This window comes from Bacillus sp. BML-BC051 (assembly GCF_019656175.1).
Taxonomy (GTDB): domain Bacteria; phylum Bacillota; class Bacilli; order Bacillales; family Bacillaceae_G; genus Bacillus_A; species Bacillus_A mobilis.
The window spans coordinates 16,129-36,206 of record NZ_BPLI01000030.1; the positions used below are offsets into that span (position 1 = coordinate 16,129).

At 34.2% G+C, this 20,078-nt stretch carries 26 protein-coding genes and 1 riboswitch; of the genes, 12 read left to right on the forward strand and 14 right to left on the reverse strand.

Features of this window, described 5'->3' with window-relative positions:
* Positions 1-28 precede the first annotated feature (28 nt).
* From K5S59_RS14070 to K5S59_RS14080, 3 genes are all read right to left on the reverse strand, one after another.
* Positions 29-1,051, reverse strand: coding sequence for a DUF418 domain-containing protein (locus K5S59_RS14070; protein WP_098321385.1), 1,023 nt, complete (start codon positions 1,049-1,051; stop codon positions 29-31).
* Between the two features lie 198 nt (positions 1,052-1,249).
* Positions 1,250-1,399: a hypothetical protein gene (locus K5S59_RS14075; protein ID WP_001129344.1), complete on the reverse strand. Its 150-nt coding sequence runs from the start codon at positions 1,397-1,399 to the stop codon at positions 1,250-1,252.
* A 15-nt stretch (positions 1,400-1,414) separates the two neighbouring features.
* Entirely contained in the window at positions 1,415-1,678 is a 264-nt protein-coding gene (locus K5S59_RS14080; RefSeq protein ID WP_000840869.1) for a YtzC family protein, read from the reverse strand.
* Positions 1,679-1,789: 111 nt separating this feature from the next.
* On the opposite strand from K5S59_RS14080, the gene mnmL reads away from it, so the two are divergent.
* From mnmL to K5S59_RS14105, 5 genes are all read left to right on the forward strand, one after another.
* A complete protein-coding gene (gene mnmL / locus K5S59_RS14085; RefSeq protein WP_029440192.1) occupies positions 1,790-2,749 on the forward strand; it encodes a tRNA modification radical SAM protein MnmL/YtqA in 960 nt (319 codons plus the stop codon).
* Positions 2,746-3,318 carry a tRNA 5-(aminomethyl)-2-thiouridylate-methyltransferase MnmM gene (mnmM, locus tag K5S59_RS14090; RefSeq protein WP_000764489.1) on the forward strand — a complete coding sequence of 191 codons (573 nt, stop codon included), beginning with the start codon at positions 2,746-2,748 and terminating at the stop codon, positions 3,316-3,318. The genes mnmL and mnmM overlap by 4 nt, the downstream gene beginning before the upstream one ends.
* Positions 3,319-3,496: 178 nt before the next feature.
* Positions 3,497-4,330: an ABC transporter ATP-binding protein gene (locus K5S59_RS14095; RefSeq protein ID WP_000959730.1), complete on the forward strand. Its 834-nt coding sequence runs from the start codon at positions 3,497-3,499 to the stop codon at positions 4,328-4,330.
* A gap of 18 nt (positions 4,331-4,348) precedes the next feature.
* The gene (locus K5S59_RS14100; RefSeq protein WP_000457767.1) at positions 4,349-5,029 is read left to right on the forward strand and encodes a hypothetical protein; all 681 of its coding nucleotides are present in this window, start codon (positions 4,349-4,351) and stop codon (positions 5,027-5,029) included.
* Positions 5,030-5,053: 24 nt separating this feature from the next.
* Complete coding sequence (locus tag K5S59_RS14105) at positions 5,054-5,731, forward strand: aspartate/glutamate racemase family protein (RefSeq protein ID WP_000579330.1); 678 nt, start codon at positions 5,054-5,056, stop codon at positions 5,729-5,731.
* 251 nt (positions 5,732-5,982) lie between these two features.
* Here the strand turns inward: K5S59_RS14105 and K5S59_RS14110 are convergent, their stop codons facing one another.
* Together K5S59_RS14110 and K5S59_RS14115 are read right to left on the reverse strand one after the other, a co-directional pair.
* On the reverse strand, positions 5,983-6,489 hold the full coding sequence (locus K5S59_RS14110) for a DUF4352 domain-containing protein (RefSeq protein WP_098259420.1): 507 nt from the start codon (positions 6,487-6,489) through the stop codon (positions 5,983-5,985).
* Complete coding sequence (locus K5S59_RS14115; protein WP_000433931.1) at positions 6,486-7,133, reverse strand: ATP-binding cassette domain-containing protein; 648 nt, start codon at positions 7,131-7,133, stop codon at positions 6,486-6,488. Before K5S59_RS14115 ends, K5S59_RS14110 begins: the two co-directional genes overlap by 4 nt.
* A gap of 347 nt (positions 7,134-7,480) precedes the next feature.
* Between K5S59_RS14115 and K5S59_RS14120 the strand changes: the two genes are divergently transcribed.
* Complete coding sequence (locus K5S59_RS14120; RefSeq protein ID WP_157639296.1) at positions 7,481-7,690, forward strand: hypothetical protein; 210 nt, start codon at positions 7,481-7,483, stop codon at positions 7,688-7,690.
* A gap of 288 nt (positions 7,691-7,978) precedes the next feature.
* Here K5S59_RS14120 and K5S59_RS14125 read toward each other — a convergent pair whose 3' ends face one another.
* The 3 genes from K5S59_RS14125 to K5S59_RS14135 form a co-directional block, all read right to left on the reverse strand.
* Positions 7,979-8,716: a hypothetical protein gene (locus K5S59_RS14125; RefSeq protein ID WP_000898139.1), complete on the reverse strand. Its 738-nt coding sequence runs from the start codon at positions 8,714-8,716 to the stop codon at positions 7,979-7,981.
* Positions 8,703-9,503 (reverse strand): hypothetical protein, encoded by an 801-nt coding sequence (locus tag K5S59_RS14130; protein WP_000495760.1) that lies wholly within the window; start codon positions 9,501-9,503, stop codon positions 8,703-8,705. The genes K5S59_RS14125 and K5S59_RS14130 overlap by 14 nt, the downstream gene beginning before the upstream one ends.
* 93 nt (positions 9,504-9,596) lie before the next feature.
* Positions 9,597-10,004 carry a hypothetical protein gene (locus K5S59_RS14135; protein ID WP_000745697.1) on the reverse strand — a complete coding sequence of 136 codons (408 nt, stop codon included), beginning with the start codon at positions 10,002-10,004 and terminating at the stop codon, positions 9,597-9,599.
* Positions 10,005-10,390: 386 nt separating this feature from the next.
* Between K5S59_RS14135 and K5S59_RS14140 the strand changes: the two genes are divergently transcribed.
* The gene (locus K5S59_RS14140; RefSeq protein WP_098259419.1) at positions 10,391-11,692 is read left to right on the forward strand and encodes a PepSY-associated TM helix domain-containing protein; all 1,302 of its coding nucleotides are present in this window, start codon (positions 10,391-10,393) and stop codon (positions 11,690-11,692) included.
* A gap of 37 nt (positions 11,693-11,729) precedes the next feature.
* On the opposite strand, the gene K5S59_RS14145 is transcribed toward K5S59_RS14140, so the two are convergent.
* From K5S59_RS14145 to K5S59_RS14155, 3 genes are read right to left on the reverse strand one after another with little or no spacing between them, the layout of a single operon-like run.
* The gene (locus K5S59_RS14145) at positions 11,730-11,963 is read right to left on the reverse strand and encodes a hypothetical protein (RefSeq protein ID WP_002073325.1); all 234 of its coding nucleotides are present in this window, start codon (positions 11,961-11,963) and stop codon (positions 11,730-11,732) included.
* A 41-nt stretch (positions 11,964-12,004) separates the two neighbouring features.
* On the reverse strand, positions 12,005-13,069 hold the full coding sequence (locus K5S59_RS14150; protein WP_001102483.1) for a tetraprenyl-beta-curcumene synthase family protein: 1,065 nt from the start codon (positions 13,067-13,069) through the stop codon (positions 12,005-12,007).
* Between the two features lie 37 nt (positions 13,070-13,106).
* On the reverse strand, positions 13,107-13,910 hold the full coding sequence (locus tag K5S59_RS14155) for an alpha/beta hydrolase (RefSeq protein ID WP_000267432.1): 804 nt from the start codon (positions 13,908-13,910) through the stop codon (positions 13,107-13,109).
* A gap of 74 nt (positions 13,911-13,984) precedes the next feature.
* Here K5S59_RS14155 and K5S59_RS14160 point away from each other — a divergent pair, with 74 nt between their 5' ends.
* The 3 genes from K5S59_RS14160 (at position 13,985) to K5S59_RS14170 (ending at position 16,329) form a co-directional block, all read left to right on the forward strand.
* Complete coding sequence (locus K5S59_RS14160) at positions 13,985-14,497, forward strand: gamma carbonic anhydrase (RefSeq protein ID WP_098259418.1); 513 nt, start codon at positions 13,985-13,987, stop codon at positions 14,495-14,497.
* A 143-nt stretch (positions 14,498-14,640) separates the two neighbouring features.
* Entirely contained in the window at positions 14,641-15,174 is a 534-nt protein-coding gene (locus K5S59_RS14165) for a phosphatase PAP2 family protein (RefSeq protein ID WP_000868580.1), read from the forward strand.
* 12 nt (positions 15,175-15,186) lie between these two features.
* A complete protein-coding gene (locus K5S59_RS14170; protein ID WP_001261608.1) occupies positions 15,187-16,329 on the forward strand; it encodes a glycosyltransferase family 4 protein in 1,143 nt (380 codons plus the stop codon).
* Positions 16,330-16,609: 280 nt separating this feature from the next.
* On the opposite strand, the gene K5S59_RS14175 is transcribed toward K5S59_RS14170, so the two are convergent.
* Both K5S59_RS14175 and K5S59_RS14180 read right to left on the reverse strand, forming a co-directional pair.
* Positions 16,610-17,212, reverse strand: a complete 603-nt coding sequence (locus K5S59_RS14175; RefSeq protein ID WP_000049611.1) for a molybdenum cofactor guanylyltransferase — start codon at positions 17,210-17,212, stop codon at positions 16,610-16,612.
* Positions 17,209-17,718, reverse strand: a complete 510-nt coding sequence (locus K5S59_RS14180) for a MogA/MoaB family molybdenum cofactor biosynthesis protein (protein ID WP_000117141.1) — start codon at positions 17,716-17,718, stop codon at positions 17,209-17,211. The genes K5S59_RS14175 and K5S59_RS14180 overlap by 4 nt, the downstream gene beginning before the upstream one ends.
* 238 nt (positions 17,719-17,956) lie before the next feature.
* On the opposite strand from K5S59_RS14180, the gene K5S59_RS14185 reads away from it, so the two are divergent.
* Both K5S59_RS14185 and K5S59_RS14190 read left to right on the forward strand, forming a co-directional pair.
* On the forward strand, positions 17,957-18,136 hold the full coding sequence (locus tag K5S59_RS14185) for a hypothetical protein (RefSeq protein ID WP_000424805.1): 180 nt from the start codon (positions 17,957-17,959) through the stop codon (positions 18,134-18,136).
* A 6-nt stretch (positions 18,137-18,142) separates the two neighbouring features.
* Positions 18,143-18,322, forward strand: a complete 180-nt coding sequence (locus K5S59_RS14190) for a hypothetical protein (RefSeq protein WP_097845230.1) — start codon at positions 18,143-18,145, stop codon at positions 18,320-18,322.
* A gap of 40 nt (positions 18,323-18,362) precedes the next feature.
* On the opposite strand, the gene metK is transcribed toward K5S59_RS14190, so the two are convergent.
* Positions 18,363-19,562, reverse strand: a complete 1,200-nt coding sequence (metK, locus tag K5S59_RS14195; protein WP_000163118.1) for a methionine adenosyltransferase — start codon at positions 19,560-19,562, stop codon at positions 18,363-18,365.
* Between the two features lie 167 nt (positions 19,563-19,729).
* Positions 19,730-19,851: riboswitch (SAM riboswitch) on the reverse strand.
* Positions 19,852-20,078 lie beyond the last annotated feature (227 nt).

Here is a 20,078-nt window from a genome sequence, read left to right on the forward strand (position 1 = left end):
GAAAACACCGACAGATTAAAGTTTCACTTTATTTCTTTAAAGGTGTTACCGTCCAATACGTAATAACACGCCAAATCCATTCTAGTGGACCCATTTTAAAGATTTTCATCCAAATCACACTAAACAAAATTTGAATTGCATAAATTGCAATACATACATATAACGTCTGCATATAAGTTAAATTTCCTGCAAAGTTACATACACTTCCTGTGATTAAAATCATTGCAGTTTGACCGATATAATTTGTTAAAGCCATACGTCCATAATATTTCAGTGGCGCTAACAATGTTTGAACTGGTTTTAATTGAAGTAGTAAAATTAATGCTCCAACATAGAAAGCTGAAATGATTGGTCCAACTGTAACACCAATTTTTAAAAATTGGCTTGCAGCATCCATTGTTCCATCCTCATTCATAAGTATCATATTTACAAATGGATCAGCAGGCACATGCCCGTATTGATACCATACAGCTGCGACACTTAAAACAAACATAATACCTGTAAAAATAGCGACTTTTTTTATATTTTGCGCAAGATTTTCAAATATACGATATTGTCCTGCAGCAAGCCCTAATAAAATTAAGCCAAGTGGTAATAATTCTTTAACACCCATTACACTAAAGGCAATTGTTAAAATAAGGCCAATAATTAAGTTCACTTGTTTTTTCGCCTTATAAAACGGTAAAACGATTAACCCGCAAATTGCATATAGCGTTAATGCTTCTCCAGGTTGAAACATGTAATGAATCAAACCGAAAATAAATAGTGCAACTAAGCGGCGTAGAAATAAAACATACCCATTTTTCCCCTTTGCAATTGCTCTAGAGATAAAGATATAGAATCCCACTCCAAATAAAAATGAGAAGATTGAGAAGAAACGACCTTCTACAAATAAGTATAAAAACCTTTGATAACTAGCATCCACTGTATTAGGATCTGGAATTTTAATGTTAAGTAATGCGAGAATATTTACTAAAATAATCCCCAGTAGTGCGAAGCCACGAATGTAATCTAACTCATCAATTCGTTTGTTTGTAATATTGTTCCCCATAAAGCAGCTCCTTGTATAAAATTTAATCCTTCCTTACTCTACTGAAAATGTGATTTTACAACTATCGGCAAACCTTACAGTAAGCTTACATTATTGTTATATAGTAAAATAAAGCTTTAATTGGTATGTAAGTTGTTCATCCCTCACAACTTAGATTTTGGCGGTGCAAAATAAAACCAGGTCATATTGCGACCTGGTCTACTCTGATTGTTTCGATTTTTGAGGTTGTCCTTTTTTACTGTTACGCTGTTTCACTTGAACCACTGGATCAAGCTCATTCGAAAACTCAGCGTTATGTCCATTTTGCGTTTTTTGCTCTGGGTTATTTTGATCTGAACGTTTCGCCATTACATTCACTCCTTATTAGTGCGGTGTAATAATCATTTGATGTTGCAACTGGCGAATTGCCATACGCGCTCTATTTAATTGCTCACGTTGCTCATCATTCGCATGTTGTTGCATCGTTTGTAAATCGTTATATGCTTGTTCTAATTGTAGCTGCGCATCCGAATACTCCATCGTATTGTAATGCTCTTGTCTCATGCCTTGGTCTAATTGTTCTTTCGCATATTCCACAGCTTGCTCCGCTTGTGTAATATACGATTCAAGTGATTGACGCTCTGCCATAATTGTCCCTCCTTGCTTCAATTCCCCTTTAGTGTGTCCCTTCCATCTCTACCTTATGAGTATGTTATAATGGATTTTGTTTCATTTTGACTCGGCTTAGGAGGGAAAGTAATGAAGGTTCAAAACCCTTTTCCATATACAAACGACAATAAACGTTATCATACATGGAATTACCATTTACGAAATGAATTTGGTGAAAAAATCTTTAAAGTTTCATTAGATGCTGGCTTCGATTGCCCGAACCGTGACGGTACAGTTGCTTATGGCGGTTGTACATTTTGCAGCGCTGCCGGATCTGGTGACTTCGCTGGCGATCGCCGCGATGATGTTATAACGCAATATCATGAAATGAAAGAAAAAATGCGCTCGAAGTGGAAAGATGGCAAATGTATCGCTTATTTCCAAGCATACACAAATACACACGCACCACTTGAAGTGTTAAAAGAAAAATTCGAACCGCTTCTAGCAGAAAAAGACGTTGTCGGTCTTTCTATTGCGACTCGTCCAGATTGTTTACCGGACGATGTCGTTGAATACTTAGCGGACTTAAATAAACGCACATACCTTTGGGTTGAACTCGGTCTACAAACTGTTCATGAACGTACTGCAAACCTTATTAATCGTGCTCATGATTATCCTTCTTATGTGGAAGGCGTAAATAAATTACGCAAGCACGGTATTCGAGTTTGCTCTCATATTATTAACGGTCTTCCTCTTGAAGATTATGACATGATGATGGAAACAGCTCGTGAAGTAGCGAAGCTTGACGTACAAGGAATTAAAATTCATTTACTTCATTTATTAAAAGGAACGCCAATGGTGAAGCAATATGAAAAAGGACAACTAGAATTCCTTTCTCTTGAAGATTACGTAAGCCTCGTTGTTGACCAACTTGAAATGATTCCAGAAGACGTAATTGTGCACCGCATCACAGGTGACGGTCCACCTGATTTAATGATCGGCCCAATGTGGAGCTTAAATAAATGGGAAGTATTAAATTCCATCGATGCAGAATTTGTACGCCGCGGAAGCTGGCAAGGAAAATATGCAAATGAGGAGAAACAACAATGAAATTAGAACGTGTATTACCGTTTGCTCGCACTCTCTTGCAAACGGCAGTAAAAGAAGGCGATTACGCTGTAGATGCAACTTTAGGCAATGGGCATGACACTTGCTTCCTAGCTGAAATCGTTGGCGATAACGGAAAAGTATTTGGATTTGATATTCAAAAAGAGGCGATTGAAAGCTCGACGACTCGTTTAAAAGAAAAAGAACTTTTCGAACGTACTGTTTTAGTTCACGATAGTCACGATACGCTTCTATCCGTACTACCAGAAGATGCAAAAGGAAAAGTAACAGGCGCAATTTTCAACTTAGGTTATCTTCCAGGCGGAGACAAGCATATCGTTACAAAACCGAACTCAACAATCTCGGCGATTGAACAATTACTCGAAGTAATGGCACCTGAAGGTATCATCGTCCTTGTTATTTACCACGGGCATCCAGAAGGACAAGTAGAACGCGACGCAGTTCTCAAATTTGCAGAAGAACTAGACCAAAAACAAGCACACGTACTACGATACGGCTTCATTAACCAGCAAAATAACCCGCCATTTATCGTGGCGATTGAGAAACGATAAACTTCTGATTAATACGGGTTAATATATCAACGATTTTTTCGATATATCGACGATTCGACACACTATATCGACTTATCGACAAAACATAACAAAAAAAGACGTGCACTCACTGCACGTCTTTTTCTTATTCTCCTATATAATGGATGTATACAATATTTGAAGAAAGAAGGATAGAACTTTGCTAGTAGAACTAAGGGGAATTCAAAAGAAGTACGGCAAATCACTTATACTAGACAACATTGATTTATCCATTCCAGAAGGAGAGGCACTCGCTATTATTGGAGGGAATGGGACTGGAAAAAGTACTCTGCTCAAAATCATTGCAGGATTTATTTCACCTACAGCAGGGACACTTCAAAGAAAAGAACATATACAAATCGGCTATGTACCTGAACATTTTCCTGAAGGAATTCGTTTTACATTAGAGGATTATTTATATCATCTCGGCCACATTCACGGTTTATCAACAAAATATGTAAAAGATAAAATTCCGATGCTTCTTGAATCTTTTCATTTACATCATGCAAGACATTCCGTTGTACGAAACTTTTCAAAAGGCATGAAACAAAAAACCGGTATTATGCAAGCATTACTTACAGACGTCCATTTATTAATTTTAGACGAACCACTTTCTGGGCTCGATCCTAACTCCCAGCAAGAATTAGAACATATTTTACTCTCATTAAAACAACACGGCATATCTATACTCTTCACATGTCACGAAAAACAACTACTAGAAAACTTCGCCGATAGAATTGTGACGTTAGCAAATCACACAATTACGGAAAATATCTCTGTACAAAAATCAGCAGAACAAGTCTATATTGAAGCAATCGTTCACGACACATTTTCAGCGATAGAACTACAAAAGCAATCCGGTTTTATACACGTTACACACAATTCAAATCAAAACCTTATTCAATTACAAATTAAAAAAGAATATACAAACGACATGCTTCAGTTTTTATTACATAAAAAAGCATCTATCACACTGTTACAACCTAATTTTTAAATCGAAAGAAGGTTTATTATGTTCGCGCTTATTCGTTACCATTTTCTCGACTATACAAAATCGTATAAGTACGTCCCTCCTATTGCGATGTACTTTGTGAGCTTACTTTTTGTATATACATATAAACCGACTCCTATTGTACCGACATATTTAGAAACAGCACTTGCGCTTTATTTATTATCTGCCTGGATTACAATCACAATTTTTCATACGGAAGACCCTGTACAAGAACAAATTACTATTTCTCACACAAATAATATTTCCGCACTATATGTTGGTAAATATATTACAGCTCTTCTCATTTGTACTGTTTTATCTTTTATATCCATAATCTACCCAATTATTTTGCAAATGTTTAATGAAGAAATGACAGTTTCTTTATTTTTAGTCGGATTTCTCGCTCATATGTCTTTCTCTATACTTGGAATTTCAATCGCAACTTTATTTACTAGAAATATTATTCAAAAAGCAAGCACCGCTTGGCTTAGCCTGACATTTATATTACTTATAACGATCGCCTCCATCAGGTTTAAAAAAGAGTTACTATGGTTTTTACCACCTGTCGAAAGCTTTCTAATGCTTGGACAATACAAATTTAATATACTTACTCACACGCTATGGCTCACAGCTTGGGCTATCGTATATTCATTTTTATTACTTACTTTATTTCTTTTTGTCGTTCGCAAAAAACGTTTTTAATTACATTTTAAAGGAGACAAACCAATGATCGGAATACTAGCAGGAATGGGACCAAAATCAACTGGGCCATTCGTTGATACAGTTGTAGCAAAGTGCCAAACAATATACGGAGCAAAGCATGATATGGACTTTCCTCATATGATGATTTATTCTTGCCCAACACCGTTTTATATGGATCGCCTTATCGATCACGAAGCAATGAAAAAAGCGATTATTGAAGGGGCACAAAAACTTGAAAGTACTGGCGTAGAATTTATCGCTATGCCGTGCAATACGGCGCATCTTTATTTTGAAGAATTACAGCATTCTCTGTCCATTCCGGTTTTAAATATAGTCGACGAGACGTTACAAGCAATTCCTGAAAATACAAAAAGAGTCGCTCTTCTCGCAACAGAAGCGACAATTCAAGCTGGTATTTACCAAGACGGGATTACAAAACGTAATATAGAGTACATCCATCATGAAAAATGGCAAACAATGATTAATCAAATCATTACTTGTATTAAAGGCGGAGAAATTGAAGAAGCTCGAGAATTATGGAGTGTGCTCGTTGTACAGTTAAAAGCTGAAGTAGATACCGCAATTATCGCATGTACTGATTTGAATGTTGTGGCGGGTGAGGATTTTGTTGATTCTGCTCAATGTCTTGCTGAAGCGGTTGTTAGGATGTATGCAAAAAATGGTTCAAATCCAAACTCTTAACCTAAATAGGAAAATCAATTCAAATATTATAATGTAATTTTTAAAGTTATATGGGGACTAAGAATACGATTTAAATTAACTATCTCGGCTGTATCCTAATTTGAGATACATTACTCCTCCTATTAAAAAATATTAAGTAAATTTTGATCAAACTTAATTTCAAAGATATGTTTTAAAAAGAATTATTTATGTAAAATGCTCTTCAAATTCTTTAACTGAAGAGCATTTTTTGATATGGAGAAAATATCTTTTTAAAGGTTTAATTTATATTGTTTTGTTTTATTTTCACTTACATCGCTTTCTGAATATATAATTTTGAAAGATGTATGATTATTAATTCCCCAATGATAAGGCATTTTAAATATTAGATATCCTTCTATTTCTTCATTAGGTTTTAAATTAAAATTAATTGGTTTTTTTTCTTCATTATATAGGTATAAACTTTGATTATAATTAAAGTTTGGGGCTAAAATAAAAAATTTACTAGAAGGATATTCAATATTTTTCGAAGTTTTGTTTCTCATTTTTATACCAATTAGATATTGGATATATTCATTACCATTTATATTTATGTTATTTTTTTTAGTATTGGTATATGTAATTTTAAAGTCTTTAGTATCAAATTCTTTATTTAATACAACTGGTATTGAATCAATTTTATAATTTTTATAAGCCGCGTTAACTGAGTTATATTTTATAAAACAAATAGTAAAAGTTATTATAAGTAATGCACTAATATATATTTTTTTATGTTTCATAATTTATTTACCTCAGGAGGTGTAATAATACCATTATTAATTGTAAAGATTTCTTCTGTCACGTGAGTTAAGAATTCTTTATCGTGACTTGCAATTAAAATTGTTTTATTGCTAAGTGATTTGAGTAATTTAATGATAAATTGTATACCTTCTTCATCAAGAGCATTAGTCGGTTCATCTAAAATTAATAATTCAGGGTCTTCCATTATTGCTTGTGCTATTCCAAGGCGTTGTTTCATTCCTAATGAATATTTTTTGAATGGTCTATTATCATCTGGATTTAACCCAACTTGTATTAAAACATCTTTAATTTCTTGATCACTAATGTTTTTATTAAGCATGGCTAATAATTTTAAATTTTTAAATCCAGAGTATGAAGGTACAAACCCAGGATATTCTATAACAAATCCTGTATTTTGTGGAAATGAAATATCTTTACGTATTTTTTGTTCATTGACTATAATATTTCCGCTGTCAATTTTCACTAACCCTAAAATAGCTTTAAACATCATAGTTTTACCAGAACCATTTGGGCCTCTAAATCCATAAATTTTATTTTTATGTAATGTTAGATTGATGTCATTTAAGACAATCTGATCTTTTATTTTTTTATGAACGTTTTGTAAAATTATGTAAGGTTCCATTTATTTAAGACTCCTTTATTAGTTAATATTCTGTATTTTTATGAATGGATTTTCCTATAAAGTAGAATAAGCAGCTTAATAATATTTCAACACATATAATATAAATTTCGGAAATATTGAATTCTAATATTCTTGAAAACATTGTTCCGTTTATCCACAATATTTTATATTTAGGAATATAAATAGTAGAAAGCATTAGGATAGAAATAATAATTATTGCGTAAACGCTTTTCATACGTAATACTAAACAATTAAATAAAAATAGCAGACAATTCAAAGATAATATTTGAATTATTATAAATAATATAACTTTAGAATTTGATATAAATTCAATATGATGCATAGAAGTGAAGAAAGTTCCAATTGAAAAAACCGGATTAAAAAATAATAAACTGATTATAAATGTAAAAGTAATTATTATTAATTGGTATGTAGTAAATAAACAGAATAATATTAATGATTTAATAGCAAAAATACTATTATATGAAATGGATCGACCGGTTAAAAATAAGGAATATCGAGTTATATTGATTTTAAATGAATCTCCTAATACATAAAAAGGAAGTAGCCCTAAGACTAACCATATTATAGGAAACTCAAAATGGTTAGTTTTTACAATTTCATATTTTACACCCCAAAATATGTAAAGGTACATATCTGTAAAATGAACATTTGTATTTAACATTTCTATGATTGATAATTGATTTTTTATTTGATATGTAACAATACTCAAAATTATTAATAGTAGAAGTATACTATTAATAAATCTTATTTTTGACATACTCCAAAATAAGAAAAAGTCTCTTTTTATAAGTAAAAAAAACTTTGAATTCATACTTTTCCTCCTAGTAGAATTCTTTATTGTTATACGTATGATAAAATCCTACTATTAATATACATAAAGCACCTAAACAATAAGTTAATTGGTTGATTAAAATATTTAATGTAATCTTGTTTAGTTCTTGTATAATCATACCGTGATAAAGAACTATAGATATTCCTAATTTTGAATTTAAAAATTGATCCATAAAAATTAACAATATCATGCATATAAAACTTATTAATCTATTTTGAAATATGGTGTTAAAGATTGTTTGTAAAAGTAATAGATTAAATGTAGTTACTAATAAAATACTTGTATAATAAAATATAAATATAAATGATGAGTCAGTATCAATATTGAAAGAATTGTTGGCATATATTTTTAAAATACTACTATTTGCAAAGAAAACAATTATTTCTATCAAAGTGCACAGAATAGATAATATAAATAATTGAATGGCTTTAAATTTTGAATAGTGATAAATATCTTTAAATCTAACTAATAAAAAAGGATCTTCCTGTTCATGTAATAATATTGCTGTAGCTATAAAACAAAATGGGAGGTATGCAAATGAAACAAACCCTTCACTTTTAAAGCTTAAAAACATATTTAATATTTCAAAAGATTTATTCTGACCTTGAATAAATGATATTGTATTAAATATACTTACTCCCCAAAATAAAAGAATTGATGTAACAAGGAAAAATTTATTTCTGTTAATATTGTTATACAGATAAATTAAAGATTTAAGAAATAACACGTTTTTTAACTCCTTGATAAAATAAAATAAACGATATACTTAAAAGTGAAATAGCTAAAATAATAATATATAATGAAGAACCACCCTGAATCGTTTGTATTTCAGGTAAGAAAAACATTGGAGAAATTGGTATAGAGACAAATAAATTAAGTATTGTTAATACAATCTGGATGACAAATCCAATTACTAGTACAACAAATTGATTGTTATAGTAAAATGAACAACTAACAGATAACAATGAAAAAATACCGCCAAATATTCCAGATAAAAAAATATAAAATAAAACGTGAATAAAAGGATGATTAAAATATAAATCTGGGAAAAAAGTTGAAGTTACTGTTAAACCAATATTTGAATTAACAATCGGATCAACAGGGAGATTGGGTAAAAATAAAAAAGCTGTTAAAAAATTAAATAATAAAGGTAAAATAATAACAATGAATCCTACTAAAAATGCTGTAATAAAAAAGGTAGTGAAATATTTTTTAATAGTTGTTTTAGATAAGGACATGTATAGAAATCCATTATTTTTATCTTCTTGTATTACATTTCCAATACCGATAGTCGCAATTAATGGTAATAAAAAATAAAACATAGTTTTAAAACTTGATACTAAATCTATCCCTATCCATTTTGTATATGGGGAAAAAAAAGAATCTGCAACTTGTAAATAGGTCGAAGCATCAAATACAGAAAATACTGTTTGTAATAAACAAATCCCAAAACCAACAAGTAATGAAATATATAAATTTTTATTATTTATACGATTAAACCAATATGTAAACAAATTATTTAAACCTCCAAAAATAAACTATTTAACGATAATAAAGAGGTAGTAATATAGTATTCACTACCTCTTTATTATATTTAATTTCATCTCTTATCTATCAGGCTGCCATGAACCATAAGCAGATCCATTCGCATATTTTTGAGCATTAATCCAAGCTGAAACACCTTTTCCATAGTTTTCAACAGCCTTATTCCATAATGCAATATCTGATCCGTTTTTCACTGTATAATAATGTCCTCCAGAAACATCCGTTCCCTTTGACATTGCATAAGCTGTAAATTCACTAATACCACTCATGCTTGTACAATCCATTAAATAAGCCGATGTAGTCCATTTTTGGGCAGAATATGTACGATCATTAGGGCTATAGAAACGATATTCATTATGATAATCAATACTATATTGACCATCCGCACTAGCATAGTTATTACTGATAGCGCTCATTCCTACTAAAGCCAGACCAGCTACTAAAAATAAACGAAGTCCTCTTTTTTTCATAGGTTTTCCTCATCTATTATTGTTTCTCCTACGAGGTGTAATACTACGCTTGAATATATTATTTGTAAATACTTTCCTTACCAAAAAAAGTATGCAATATTGCATGTCTTTTTTTGGATAAGGATTACCTGAAGAGATTGCATCTGATTACCTGAGACACACTTTTTACGTTTTCTTTTTCTCTTTTTTGTATAAATAGAAAAAGAGAGCGCATAGAAAATTATTGAGAGCATCTGACAGCAAACGTTACGTATTGTATATCTCATCGATAAAAATCCCCAAAACTTTTAACTTTTTTCACAAATCCTTCAAAATATCCACACTTAATCTCGCTATATTAAAATGAGGAATCTATTCATATAGGGAAGGTTAGGGGAACTGAAAGTATGAAAGTAAATCGTTCGCTTCATTACATTTTTTGGCGTTGGCATTTTTATGCTGGGCTTTTTATTACGCCGCTTCTTATTACGTTGTCACTGAGCGGAATTGGGTATTTATTTCGGGAAGAAGTTGAAGATTTCATCTATAAAGATTTATATTTTGGGAAGAGCGCCCAAACAGAATCTATTTCGATGGCTGATTCTATTTCCTTAACAGAGAAAAAATATCCACATTATAGTGTGGCGAAAATTAGTGAGTTTAATGGGGATTATAATACGAGACTTACCATTGCAAATGAATATACTGGGCAACAAAAATATGTGTATTTAGATAGCAATAATCAAATTGTTGGGGATCAAAACGCAAGTGAAACGTTTGCCAATATAATGCGAGAATTGCATAGCTCCCTTTTAGTTGGTGGCACTGTCGTCAACTATACTGTAGAACTTGCGGCATGTTGGACAATCTTCTTAATTGTGACTGGGTTGTACATGAGTATACGCCAATTCAAAAACACACCAGCATCCAATAAGCGAGAAAAAGCAAAACGACGTCATTCTATTATCGGTATTATATTTACAATTCCACTCGTTCTGCTAGTCGCATCTGGATTGCCATGGTCAGGATTTATGGGTAACCAAATTTATAAAATCGCATCGTCGAATGAATCGATTGGATATCCAAAGTTGTATATGGCACCGCCTGAATCAAAGGTAAAAGAATTGCCATGGGCAACAAGAAAAGAAGCTCCTCCTGAATCAAATTCAAATGAACCGAAAGCAATTTCTGTCGATGAATTACAAAAAGGAATTGAAATAAAGAAGCCATATGTTATCTCACTACCAGCTGATTCGAAAGGTGTATTCACCGTTTCGAAATCAAGTGGTTCCGGTATTACGGGCATGGATGTGGCACCAAATGAAGAAATAACAGCGTACTTTGATCAATATAGTGGAGAACTCATTTCAAAAACGGACTATCGTGATTATGGGTTATTTGCACAATGGTTCACTTACGGTATCCCGCTTCACGAAGGACATTTATTCGGATGGCCAAATAAAATATTATGCTTACTAACGACATTATCTTTATTACTTCTCATTTATTACGGAATAAAAATGTGGTTAGCAAGAAAACCAAAAGGAAAATTAGCAGCACCACCAAAGCAAAGAGATAAGAAAAGCATATCCTTTTTCTTTATCATGATGGTTATACTAGGCGCTGTCATGCCTTTATTCGGACTATCTGTTTTAGTTATTTTCGCAATTGAACTTCTCATATATGTATTTGCAAAAATACGATCATAAATAAAAAGCATTTGTACTCTCGTGTACAAATGCTTCTTTATTTACTATTTTCTTTTTTTCTACCACTCATTAAAAAGACAATATCTACTATAATAATCAATGCAATAATAACTTGGGCTACATAATCCATCGTTGTCGGACCACCAGCTTTATTCATCATCACATACATTCCAGTTATAAATGAAATGGAAAGTAGCACGAGTAATGTTACTTCAATATTGTCATATAGCTTTTGAAACAATCGCTTCACTTCGATCACCACCTTTACCATATTATAACAAAAAAACCACTCTACAAGAGTGGTTTTCTTCATCACTGCGCCATTTTCTTTCGGTACATCTTCCCGTTCCAATAGAAGAATCGTGAAGTGAGGCCTCCGTATTTAACAATGCGCCGTGCCATTTTGTGCATATTCTTTTGCGCCGATACTTTTTGGTCTGATAAGTAAATACCAAGTAACCCTCGGCTTATAAGACGATGAAACTTCGCATGAGGTAAATCGCCAATGCTCTTCTCTGCTTCTTCTACAAAATGTTTCATACGATCTAATATAGCTTGCTCATTTTCGTAATAACTACAGAAATTCAAATCCCCGCCTATACGATCTTCTTCTTGATCGATGAAATAATCAAGTAAGATGTGAAGTCCTTGTACGTAAGGGAAATATCCTTGTCTAATTTTCGCAATATCTTCATCATGTAATTCATCATGGAAGGCATATGCTACAAGGCAGAAGATTCCAAGCGTAGAACCGGCACATGCTGAAAATTCAAACCAACTCATCTCTGGTAAGTTTTCTTTATGCGCTTCAAACCATGTTTGTAAGCGTGGTTCTCTTTCTTCTAACTTCACGTGTTTATGAATTTGCAAATCACAATAATAACAAGCGAGTTCATGAAGAACAGGAGCAATTTTGTCATAGTGCTTCGTTTTCTTTAAAACATCTTGGCATGTTTCAACAAGTTCATCTAAATAACCACCATCATCTTGATCATCACGATAACGATAATAATTACCGCCACCTTCTACTTCAGGTGATAATGCCATTAACATGGACTCATGCAGCGCGGCAAAATCATTTGGATCAAGTGATGTACTGCGATCACATAAATTATCTAAATAGTCGCTGATCGTTTGATACGCTACGATAAAACGAATACATTCCTCTCGGTGTTCATTTGCTAATAGAGCTAAAATGCCGCCGCCTTCGCAGTGAAACGTTTTATTCTCAATACTTGCGATTGCCTGACTATGAAGCTCATCATTCGGAATATGGTAGGCACGCTCTTTCCACACCGCTAGCTCATGGTGTACAACCGGAAACACATCACGGTATACTTTCGCCATGAGCGTTATGGGATTACTCGGTACGTTCACTTCTTCCTTCATCTCCTCTATTCAATGTACAAATAATTTACTTATTTGTTTCTATTATGTTATTGATGCGTATTTCAGTAAATGACTGAATATAATTCAAAATTTCATCACGCTCATACTCATTTAATAACTCATGGTAACAATTCGGCCATTCTTTAAAAGCCTTATCACTCATTTTAACATTATCAAACCAAGTGCGGACACGTGTTTTATCTACAAGTTTATCCTCACACGCCTGCATTAGCAAGAGCGGAACATCTGGAAAATCATCTATTTTTTTATGAGCAATTTCGATAGACTTAATCAATTCACTATACCAACGTACTGATACTTTGCGCAAGAACAATGAATCATTCTCCATTGCGTCCCGAACTTCATGATTACGAGTTGACATTTCCACTGTAAGATTCGTTGCAAATTGCAATTTTGGAGCAATAATATTTAATATTTTTGAAGCAACTTGAAGCGGTGCAGAAGGTCCAGCTACTACGCCTAAACATGGCGAACTTAAAATAATACCGTCTACATCTTCTCTCTTCGTTTCTTGCATCATACGAATGACAATAAGACCACCCATACTATGACCGAATATAAAAATAGGTAACCTATACTTTCTTGCCTCTTTCATCCATAATTTAACTTCCTCTATGTATTCATCAAATGAATCAATATGTCCTCTATTTCTTGAAGTTGTTCCATGTGACGGAAGGTCTCCCATCACGACGTGGTAGCCGATATGATTCCACATTTCCGCAACCGCTTCATAACGTCCGTGATATTCCATTGCGCCGTGCACGATAACAACGACAGCTTTCGCTTCCTCTGCTTCATAATTCCACATACGGCTCTCCTCCATTTCACTCTTTCTCATAATTTGATACACTGAAACTAGTCTCTAGGAAAGGAAGGCTTTACATGATATACCCTTACAAAGAAAAAAATCCGAAAATTGCGGGTAGTGCTTTTATCGCTGATTATGTTACCATTACAGGCGACGTTTCCATTGGTGAAGAATCAAGTATTTGGTTTAATACAGTCATACGCGGTGACGTGTCACCAACAATCATTGGAAACCGAGTAAATGTACAAGACCAATGCACACTTCATCAAAGCCCACAGTATCCTCTTATTTTAGAAGACGACGTGACCATTGGGCATCAAGTTATTTTACATAGTTGTCATATTAAAAAAGATGCTTTGATTGGAATGGGATCTATTATTTTAGATGGTGCTGAAATTGGCGAAGGAGCCTTTATCGGTGCTGGAAGCCTCGTTTCACAAGGTAAGAAAATTCCACCAAACACGTTAGCTTTCGGTCGCCCAGCTAAAGTCGTTCGTGAGTTAACAGAAGAAGACCGTAAAGACATGGAGCGCATTCGCACACAATATGTTGAAAAAGGCCAGTATTATAAATCATTACAGAAGTAACTTTTCCAGCTGCCATTAAAGTGGCAGCTTTTTATATAAAAACTAACTTTTTCTTTACAAAACATTATTACTCCCTCAATAAAATCTTATTAAAATAAAAGCTAATATCTCCATATATATGTAAACGAGGGAGGAGAATTTTCATGAAGGTCAGTGGACTGTATAAAATAGAATGCTACATTTTCAAAGGAATTAACCGATACTTTGATCAAAAAACATTAAATATCTTTTTCAGCAATATTACTCATATCGGTGGCGCTACTTTCTCAATCGCACTCACACTTTTCTTTTTAATTTTTGCAAAAGGGACTTTGCATCAAGCTGCAATCGCAACTGCTATTTCTTTAGCAATTAGCCATATTCCTGTACAAATATTAAAAAGATGGTATCCGCGAAAACGCCCTTATTTAACAATTCAGGATGCGAAATATCCAGTCCATCCATTAAAAGACCACTCTTTCCCGTCTGGTCATACAACAGCCGTTTTCTCTGTCTTCATTCCATTTATTTGCTATAATCCAAACTTATTTGTTTTTCTATTACCGTTAGCATTATGCGTCGGTATTTCTCGTATTTATTTAGGGCTTCACTATCCGTCTGATGTATTCGTCGGTATGTGCCTCGGCACTTGCTCTGGCATTATCTCTTTTTATCAATTCATCCCACTTTTCACATAAAGGAGTGATATGATGAGAGTCGCCATTTTTACCGATACTTTTACACCACAAGTCAACGGAGTTGCGAAAACGTTAGAACGATTAACACGTTACTTTCAGAAAGAAAAGATCGCCTATTCTGTTTTCGCCCCTCAGCATACAGCTGAAGATGATTTCGTAGCCAATGTGAACAAGATGAGAAGTATCCCATTAACAATATTATATCCAGAATGCCGCTTTTCTTTTCCTACTCCGCGCATTAAACGAGAACTTCTTTCCTTTAAACCTGACATTATTCACATTGCTACACCTTTCAATATGGGACTTTGTGGATTGTATTATGCAAAAAAATTAAACATCCCAGTTGTCGGTTCTTATCATACTGATTTCGATGCTTATTTACGCTATTATAAAATTGAATTTCTCTCTAATATGCTTTGGAACTATTTAAAATGGTTTCATAGTCATATGCAAAAAAATTTCGTTCCTTCCTTTGAAACGTTACACCAACTAAAAAATAAAGGCTTTCAGGCCCTCTCCATATGGGGACGTGGTGTAGATTGCACACTCTTTCATCCATCTTACAATACAGACCTATTCCGAAAAAAATATAATATTACAGCGAAGTATGTCCTTTCCTATGTTGGACGGATTGCCCCTGAAAAAGATATTGATACGTTGCAACACCTTATCTTGAAAACGACTCATACTCGAAACGACGTTCATTGGCTCATCGCAGGAGACGGTCCGCTAGCAACAAATTTGCGTGAAGCTGTCCCGCGTGCACATATTACTTTTACTGGATATTTACAAGGGAAGGATTTAGCTGAAGCATATGCTTGTTCTAACATCATGGTATTTCCATCCGCTACTGAAACGTTCGGAAATGTCGTACTCGAATCACTTGCATGTGGTACACCTGTCATTGGTGCAAATAGTGGCGGGGTTAAAAATATTATTACAGATGGAAAAACGGGAGTTCTTTGTCCGCCCAAAAATGAGGACGCATTTCTATCATCCATCCATTCTTTATTGCAAAATGAAGAGCAACTTACACAAATGGGCATAGCAGCTTCGTCTTATGCTAAATCAAAAAGCTGGGATGAGATCTTTCGTGGCTTACTTGACCAATATGAAACGGTCCTTCAGCATAACGCATCAGAGTTGCTTGCTTAAATAGAAAAGCTCCCTTCAAAAAACGAAGGGAGTTTCTTACACAGTTGTAAACTTTACTTAAATAAATGATACACAAGGTGAAGTATCACTTTATTTCTATATTCATTATAACAAAAATAAACACAAATAAACAGACTTGTAATAAAAACCCATAAAAATTAATATATGGTTATACAATATTTTAACTGTATAGTGATTTTAAGAATTCCCCTTAAAATCAACTTACTCACATATCTTTATACAGTAATTGTTCCCCAATTTCTGTATATCAAAAAACCTTTCATTCATTTGAAAGGTCTTTTTGAGCCTGCATATATTCTTCTTTCGTATTCACATTTATAAACCAATCCGCATGCGCTTGTACATTTTCACCAACAATATATTTCACATTACATTGTGATAAAAGCTGACTCATACTTCTTTTTTCTTCCTGAAGCAAAGCATAAATCTTTTCTTTCACGCGGTTATGATACGCTGCAAGTAACGGTTGTTTCCTTCCATTAATAATAGGGACAACTGCATCATATTCATTACTCGTTTGCTCTAGTAAAATGGTAAACCATTCTTGCGAAACATTTGGCGCATCGCAAGGCATAATAGCATACCAATCTGCTTCTATATATTCCATTCCTGATACAATTCCAGCAAGTGGTCCATTTCCTTTATAATGCGGAATATCTTCTATAACAGGAACTTGTACAAGTTCCTCTACTCGCTCTTTTATATCAGAATGACTAATGACTACAACCTCTTGCAACGCAGTCGTCATCACTTTCAAAATATGCTCTATAAAAGTACTACCTTGCCAGCTCGCTAATGCTTTCGGCTCACCGAATCGACTCGACATACCGCCTGCCAATACAATTCCAGCATACTTACTCATTGGCGATGCAGCTCAAATGTAATATGACCTAATTCCGGTAAAATCAATTTATTCATCGCAAGACGAACTGCTCCGCTAGACCCTGGCATGGAAAAGACAACTTTGCGCCCAATTGTACCGCCGATTGCTCTACTTAACATCGCGCTGCTTCCGATATCTTCTAAATAACTAATCATACGAAACAACTCACCAAACCCGACAATCTCTTTATCTAATAACGCTGATACTGCTTCAATCGTTACATCACGCTTCGTAATACCAGTACCGCCATTTGTTAAAACGACATCAACATCTTCCCTATGATAACCAGCTAACACTGCTTGCTGAATACTTTCTTTATCATCTTTTACAATTTCATAAGAGGTCACTGTATGCCCTGCTTCTTTTAACAATTCATGTAATAGCTGCCCGCTCTTATCTGTCTCTCCCGTACGTGTATCGGAAATCGTCACAATCTTGCAGCGCACTTCTTTTGGAGCTTGTTTTTTATGTTCGGTTACGCTCATTTTATATCTTTCCTTTCCTAAAGGCTTTTCTTCATTTTATCATACCTATCTTTACACAATTATGTATGAAGCCGCTAATACACCATGATACAATATAAGTATATACAACCACAAAAAGGAAAATATACTTTCTTATACTCCTAGACTACACATCATTAGCTACTCTTTAAATCCCCTTATATTTTCCACATAGTAGATTTCATTTTAAATTACAAAATAATTTGGAGGTTCACTCATTATGGAACTTTATAAAAAACTAACAACAACATTCATCCTCTTATTCGTCGCTTCCATTACTGTCGGCTTTTCTCTAAAAGGCGCAATTCCATACGCTACATTAGTAAGTATTATATTCGCAACACTATTTTTACTAAGCAGTGCCTTTTGCGCGGGTAAAGCACGTCAAATGAAAGGTTGATTACATATGTTCAAGAAGAAACCAATCTTTTGTAAATCCTGCGGGAAAGAAATACAAACGTATGAAAAGGCATGGGTTCATATGCCTTTTCCGGCAAGTGGTATGACTAATATGAAAAAGTATATTGAGCTAGACGGCGAAGTTTATTGTGGTTCTTGCATCCAAGTAGTAAATAAAACAAAATAAAAAAGCTTTGCGCTCACGGCGCAAAGCTTTTTTTCATATATTATAGACCAGCTTGCTCTTTTAAAGCTGCAGCTTTGTCTGTACGTTCCCATGTTAGATCTACATCAGTACGTCCGAAGTGGCCGTAAGCTGCTGTTTGTTTGTAAATTGGGCGACGTAAGTCTAGCATTTTAATAATACCAGCTGGGCGAAGATCGAAGTTGTTACGAACTAGTTCTACTAGTACGTCTTCAGATACTTTACCAGTGCCGAACGTATCAACTGAAATTGATACTGGTTGTGCTACACCGATTGCGTATGCAAGTTGTACTTCTGCTTTGTCAGCAAGACCAGCTGCTACGATGTTTTTCGCAACATAACGAGCTGCATATGCTGCTGAACGGTCAACTTTCGTTGCATCTTTACCAGAGAATGCACCGCCACCGTGGCGAGCGTATCCACCGTAAGTATCAACGATGATTTTACGTCCTGTTAAACCAGCATCACCTTGTGGTCCACCAATTACGAAGCGGCCAGTTGGGTTAATGAAGAATTTCGTTTCTCCATCCATTAATTCTGCTGGAACTACAGCTTTAATTACATGCTCTTTTAAATCGCGATCGATTTCTTCCCATGTAACATCTGGATGATGCTGTGTAGAAATTACGATTGTATCTACACGTACAGGTTTACCATTTTCATCATACTCAACTGTAACTTGCGTTTTTCCATCCGGACGTAAGTATGATAATGTATCATCTTTACGTACTTCAGTTAAACGGCGAGCTAATTTGTGAGCAAGCGAGATTGGAAGTGGCATTAACTCTTGTGTCTCATTACATGCGAAACCAAACATTAAACCTTGGTCTCCTGCACCAATTGCCTCAATCTCAGCGTCAGTCATTTGACCTTCGCGTGCTTCTAGCGCTTGGTCAACACCCATAGCGATGTCAGCAGATTGCTCATCGATAGATGTTAAAACTGCACAAGTTTCTGCATCGAATCCGTATTTTGCGCGTGTGTAACCAATGCCTTGAATTGTTTCACGAACGATTTTTGGAATATCTACGTAAGTAGAAGTCGTAATTTCCCCCGCTACCAATACTAAACCAGTTGTTACAGTTGTTTCACAAGCTACACGTGCATTTGCGTCTTTTGATAAGATCGCATCTAAAATTGAATCAGAAATTTGGTCACAAATTTTATCTGGATGTCCTTCAGTTACAGACTCAGATGTGAACAGATGACGTTTTTTTGTCATGTGGTAAACCTCCCTACAGTAATTGTATATATTGTACGGAACTCATCCTTAATTTGCCACAAATTGCGACATACATTTATTCTCCCACAAGCATACAGAAAAACCTTTCCCACTTTACATAGAGGAAAGGTTTAATTTGCTACTTGCATACTGCTTTTTGCCCTTCGCTCTTATCGTTCGAGACCTGTAGCCTCGCACAGGTTTTAGCACCTATTCACCTGTATTTACCACTACAAGTGAGGTTGCTGGGCTTCATCGGGCCTGTCCCTCCGCCAGCTCGGGATAAGAGAGTATCCGTCCCAACCTATACTAAAGAAATGATATTCATTTGTCAATTAATATTCACATTTTCCTGAAAGTTTTTCTCAATACGCCTAAAATGAAATATTAATAAGGAAATAATGCATTCACACAAACAAAAAGAAATAAATAGTATACATTATTTATATAATTGTGTTATACTCTTGTTGGGGATTACGAGAAATATTTCATTAAATGAAAAGGATGGTATATAAA

Bases quoted from the DNA above. Each gene is read 5' to 3' on its own strand.
- K5S59_RS14180 (WP_000117141.1), bottom strand. From the start codon at position 17,718: ATGAGCGTAACCGAACATAAAAAACAAGCTCCAAAAGAAGTGCGCTGC.
- K5S59_RS14190 (WP_097845230.1), top strand. From the start codon at position 18,143: ATGTTCAAGAAGAAACCAATCTTTTGTAAATCCTGCGGGAAAGAAATA.
- K5S59_RS14185 (WP_000424805.1), top strand. From the start codon at position 17,957: ATGGAACTTTATAAAAAACTAACAACAACATTCATCCTCTTATTCGTC.
- K5S59_RS14115 (WP_000433931.1), bottom strand. From the start codon at position 7,133: ATGGAACCTTACATAATTTTACAAAACGTTCATAAAAAAATAAAAGAT.
- K5S59_RS14160 (WP_098259418.1), top strand. From the start codon at position 13,985: ATGATATACCCTTACAAAGAAAAAAATCCGAAAATTGCGGGTAGTGCT.
- K5S59_RS14110 (WP_098259420.1), bottom strand. From the start codon at position 6,489: ATGAAACATAAAAAAATATATATTAGTGCATTACTTATAATAACTTTT.
- K5S59_RS14170 (WP_001261608.1), top strand. From the start codon at position 15,187: ATGAGAGTCGCCATTTTTACCGATACTTTTACACCACAAGTCAACGGA.
- K5S59_RS14155 (WP_000267432.1), bottom strand. From the start codon at position 13,910: ATGTGGAATTATGAAGCAGAGGAAGCGAAAGCTGTCGTTGTTATCGTG.
- K5S59_RS14165 (WP_000868580.1), top strand. From the start codon at position 14,641: ATGAAGGTCAGTGGACTGTATAAAATAGAATGCTACATTTTCAAAGGA.
- metK (WP_000163118.1), bottom strand. From the start codon at position 19,562: ATGACAAAAAAACGTCATCTGTTCACATCTGAGTCTGTAACTGAAGGA.
- mnmM (WP_000764489.1), top strand. From the start codon at position 2,746: ATGAAATTAGAACGTGTATTACCGTTTGCTCGCACTCTCTTGCAAACG.
- K5S59_RS14075 (WP_001129344.1), bottom strand. From the start codon at position 1,399: ATGGCGAAACGTTCAGATCAAAATAACCCAGAGCAAAAAACGCAAAAT.
- K5S59_RS14175 (WP_000049611.1), bottom strand. From the start codon at position 17,212: ATGAGTAAGTATGCTGGAATTGTATTGGCAGGCGGTATGTCGAGTCGA.
- K5S59_RS14135 (WP_000745697.1), bottom strand. From the start codon at position 10,004: ATGAAAAAAAGAGGACTTCGTTTATTTTTAGTAGCTGGTCTGGCTTTA.
- K5S59_RS14100 (WP_000457767.1), top strand. From the start codon at position 4,349: ATGTTCGCGCTTATTCGTTACCATTTTCTCGACTATACAAAATCGTAT.
- K5S59_RS14140 (WP_098259419.1), top strand. From the start codon at position 10,391: ATGAAAGTAAATCGTTCGCTTCATTACATTTTTTGGCGTTGGCATTTT.
- mnmL (WP_029440192.1), top strand. From the start codon at position 1,790: ATGAAGGTTCAAAACCCTTTTCCATATACAAACGACAATAAACGTTAT.
- K5S59_RS14105 (WP_000579330.1), top strand. From the start codon at position 5,054: ATGATCGGAATACTAGCAGGAATGGGACCAAAATCAACTGGGCCATTC.
- K5S59_RS14080 (WP_000840869.1), bottom strand. From the start codon at position 1,678: ATGGCAGAGCGTCAATCACTTGAATCGTATATTACACAAGCGGAGCAA.
- K5S59_RS14070 (WP_098321385.1), bottom strand. From the start codon at position 1,051: ATGGGGAACAATATTACAAACAAACGAATTGATGAGTTAGATTACATT.
- K5S59_RS14145 (WP_002073325.1), bottom strand. From the start codon at position 11,963: ATGGTAAAGGTGGTGATCGAAGTGAAGCGATTGTTTCAAAAGCTATAT.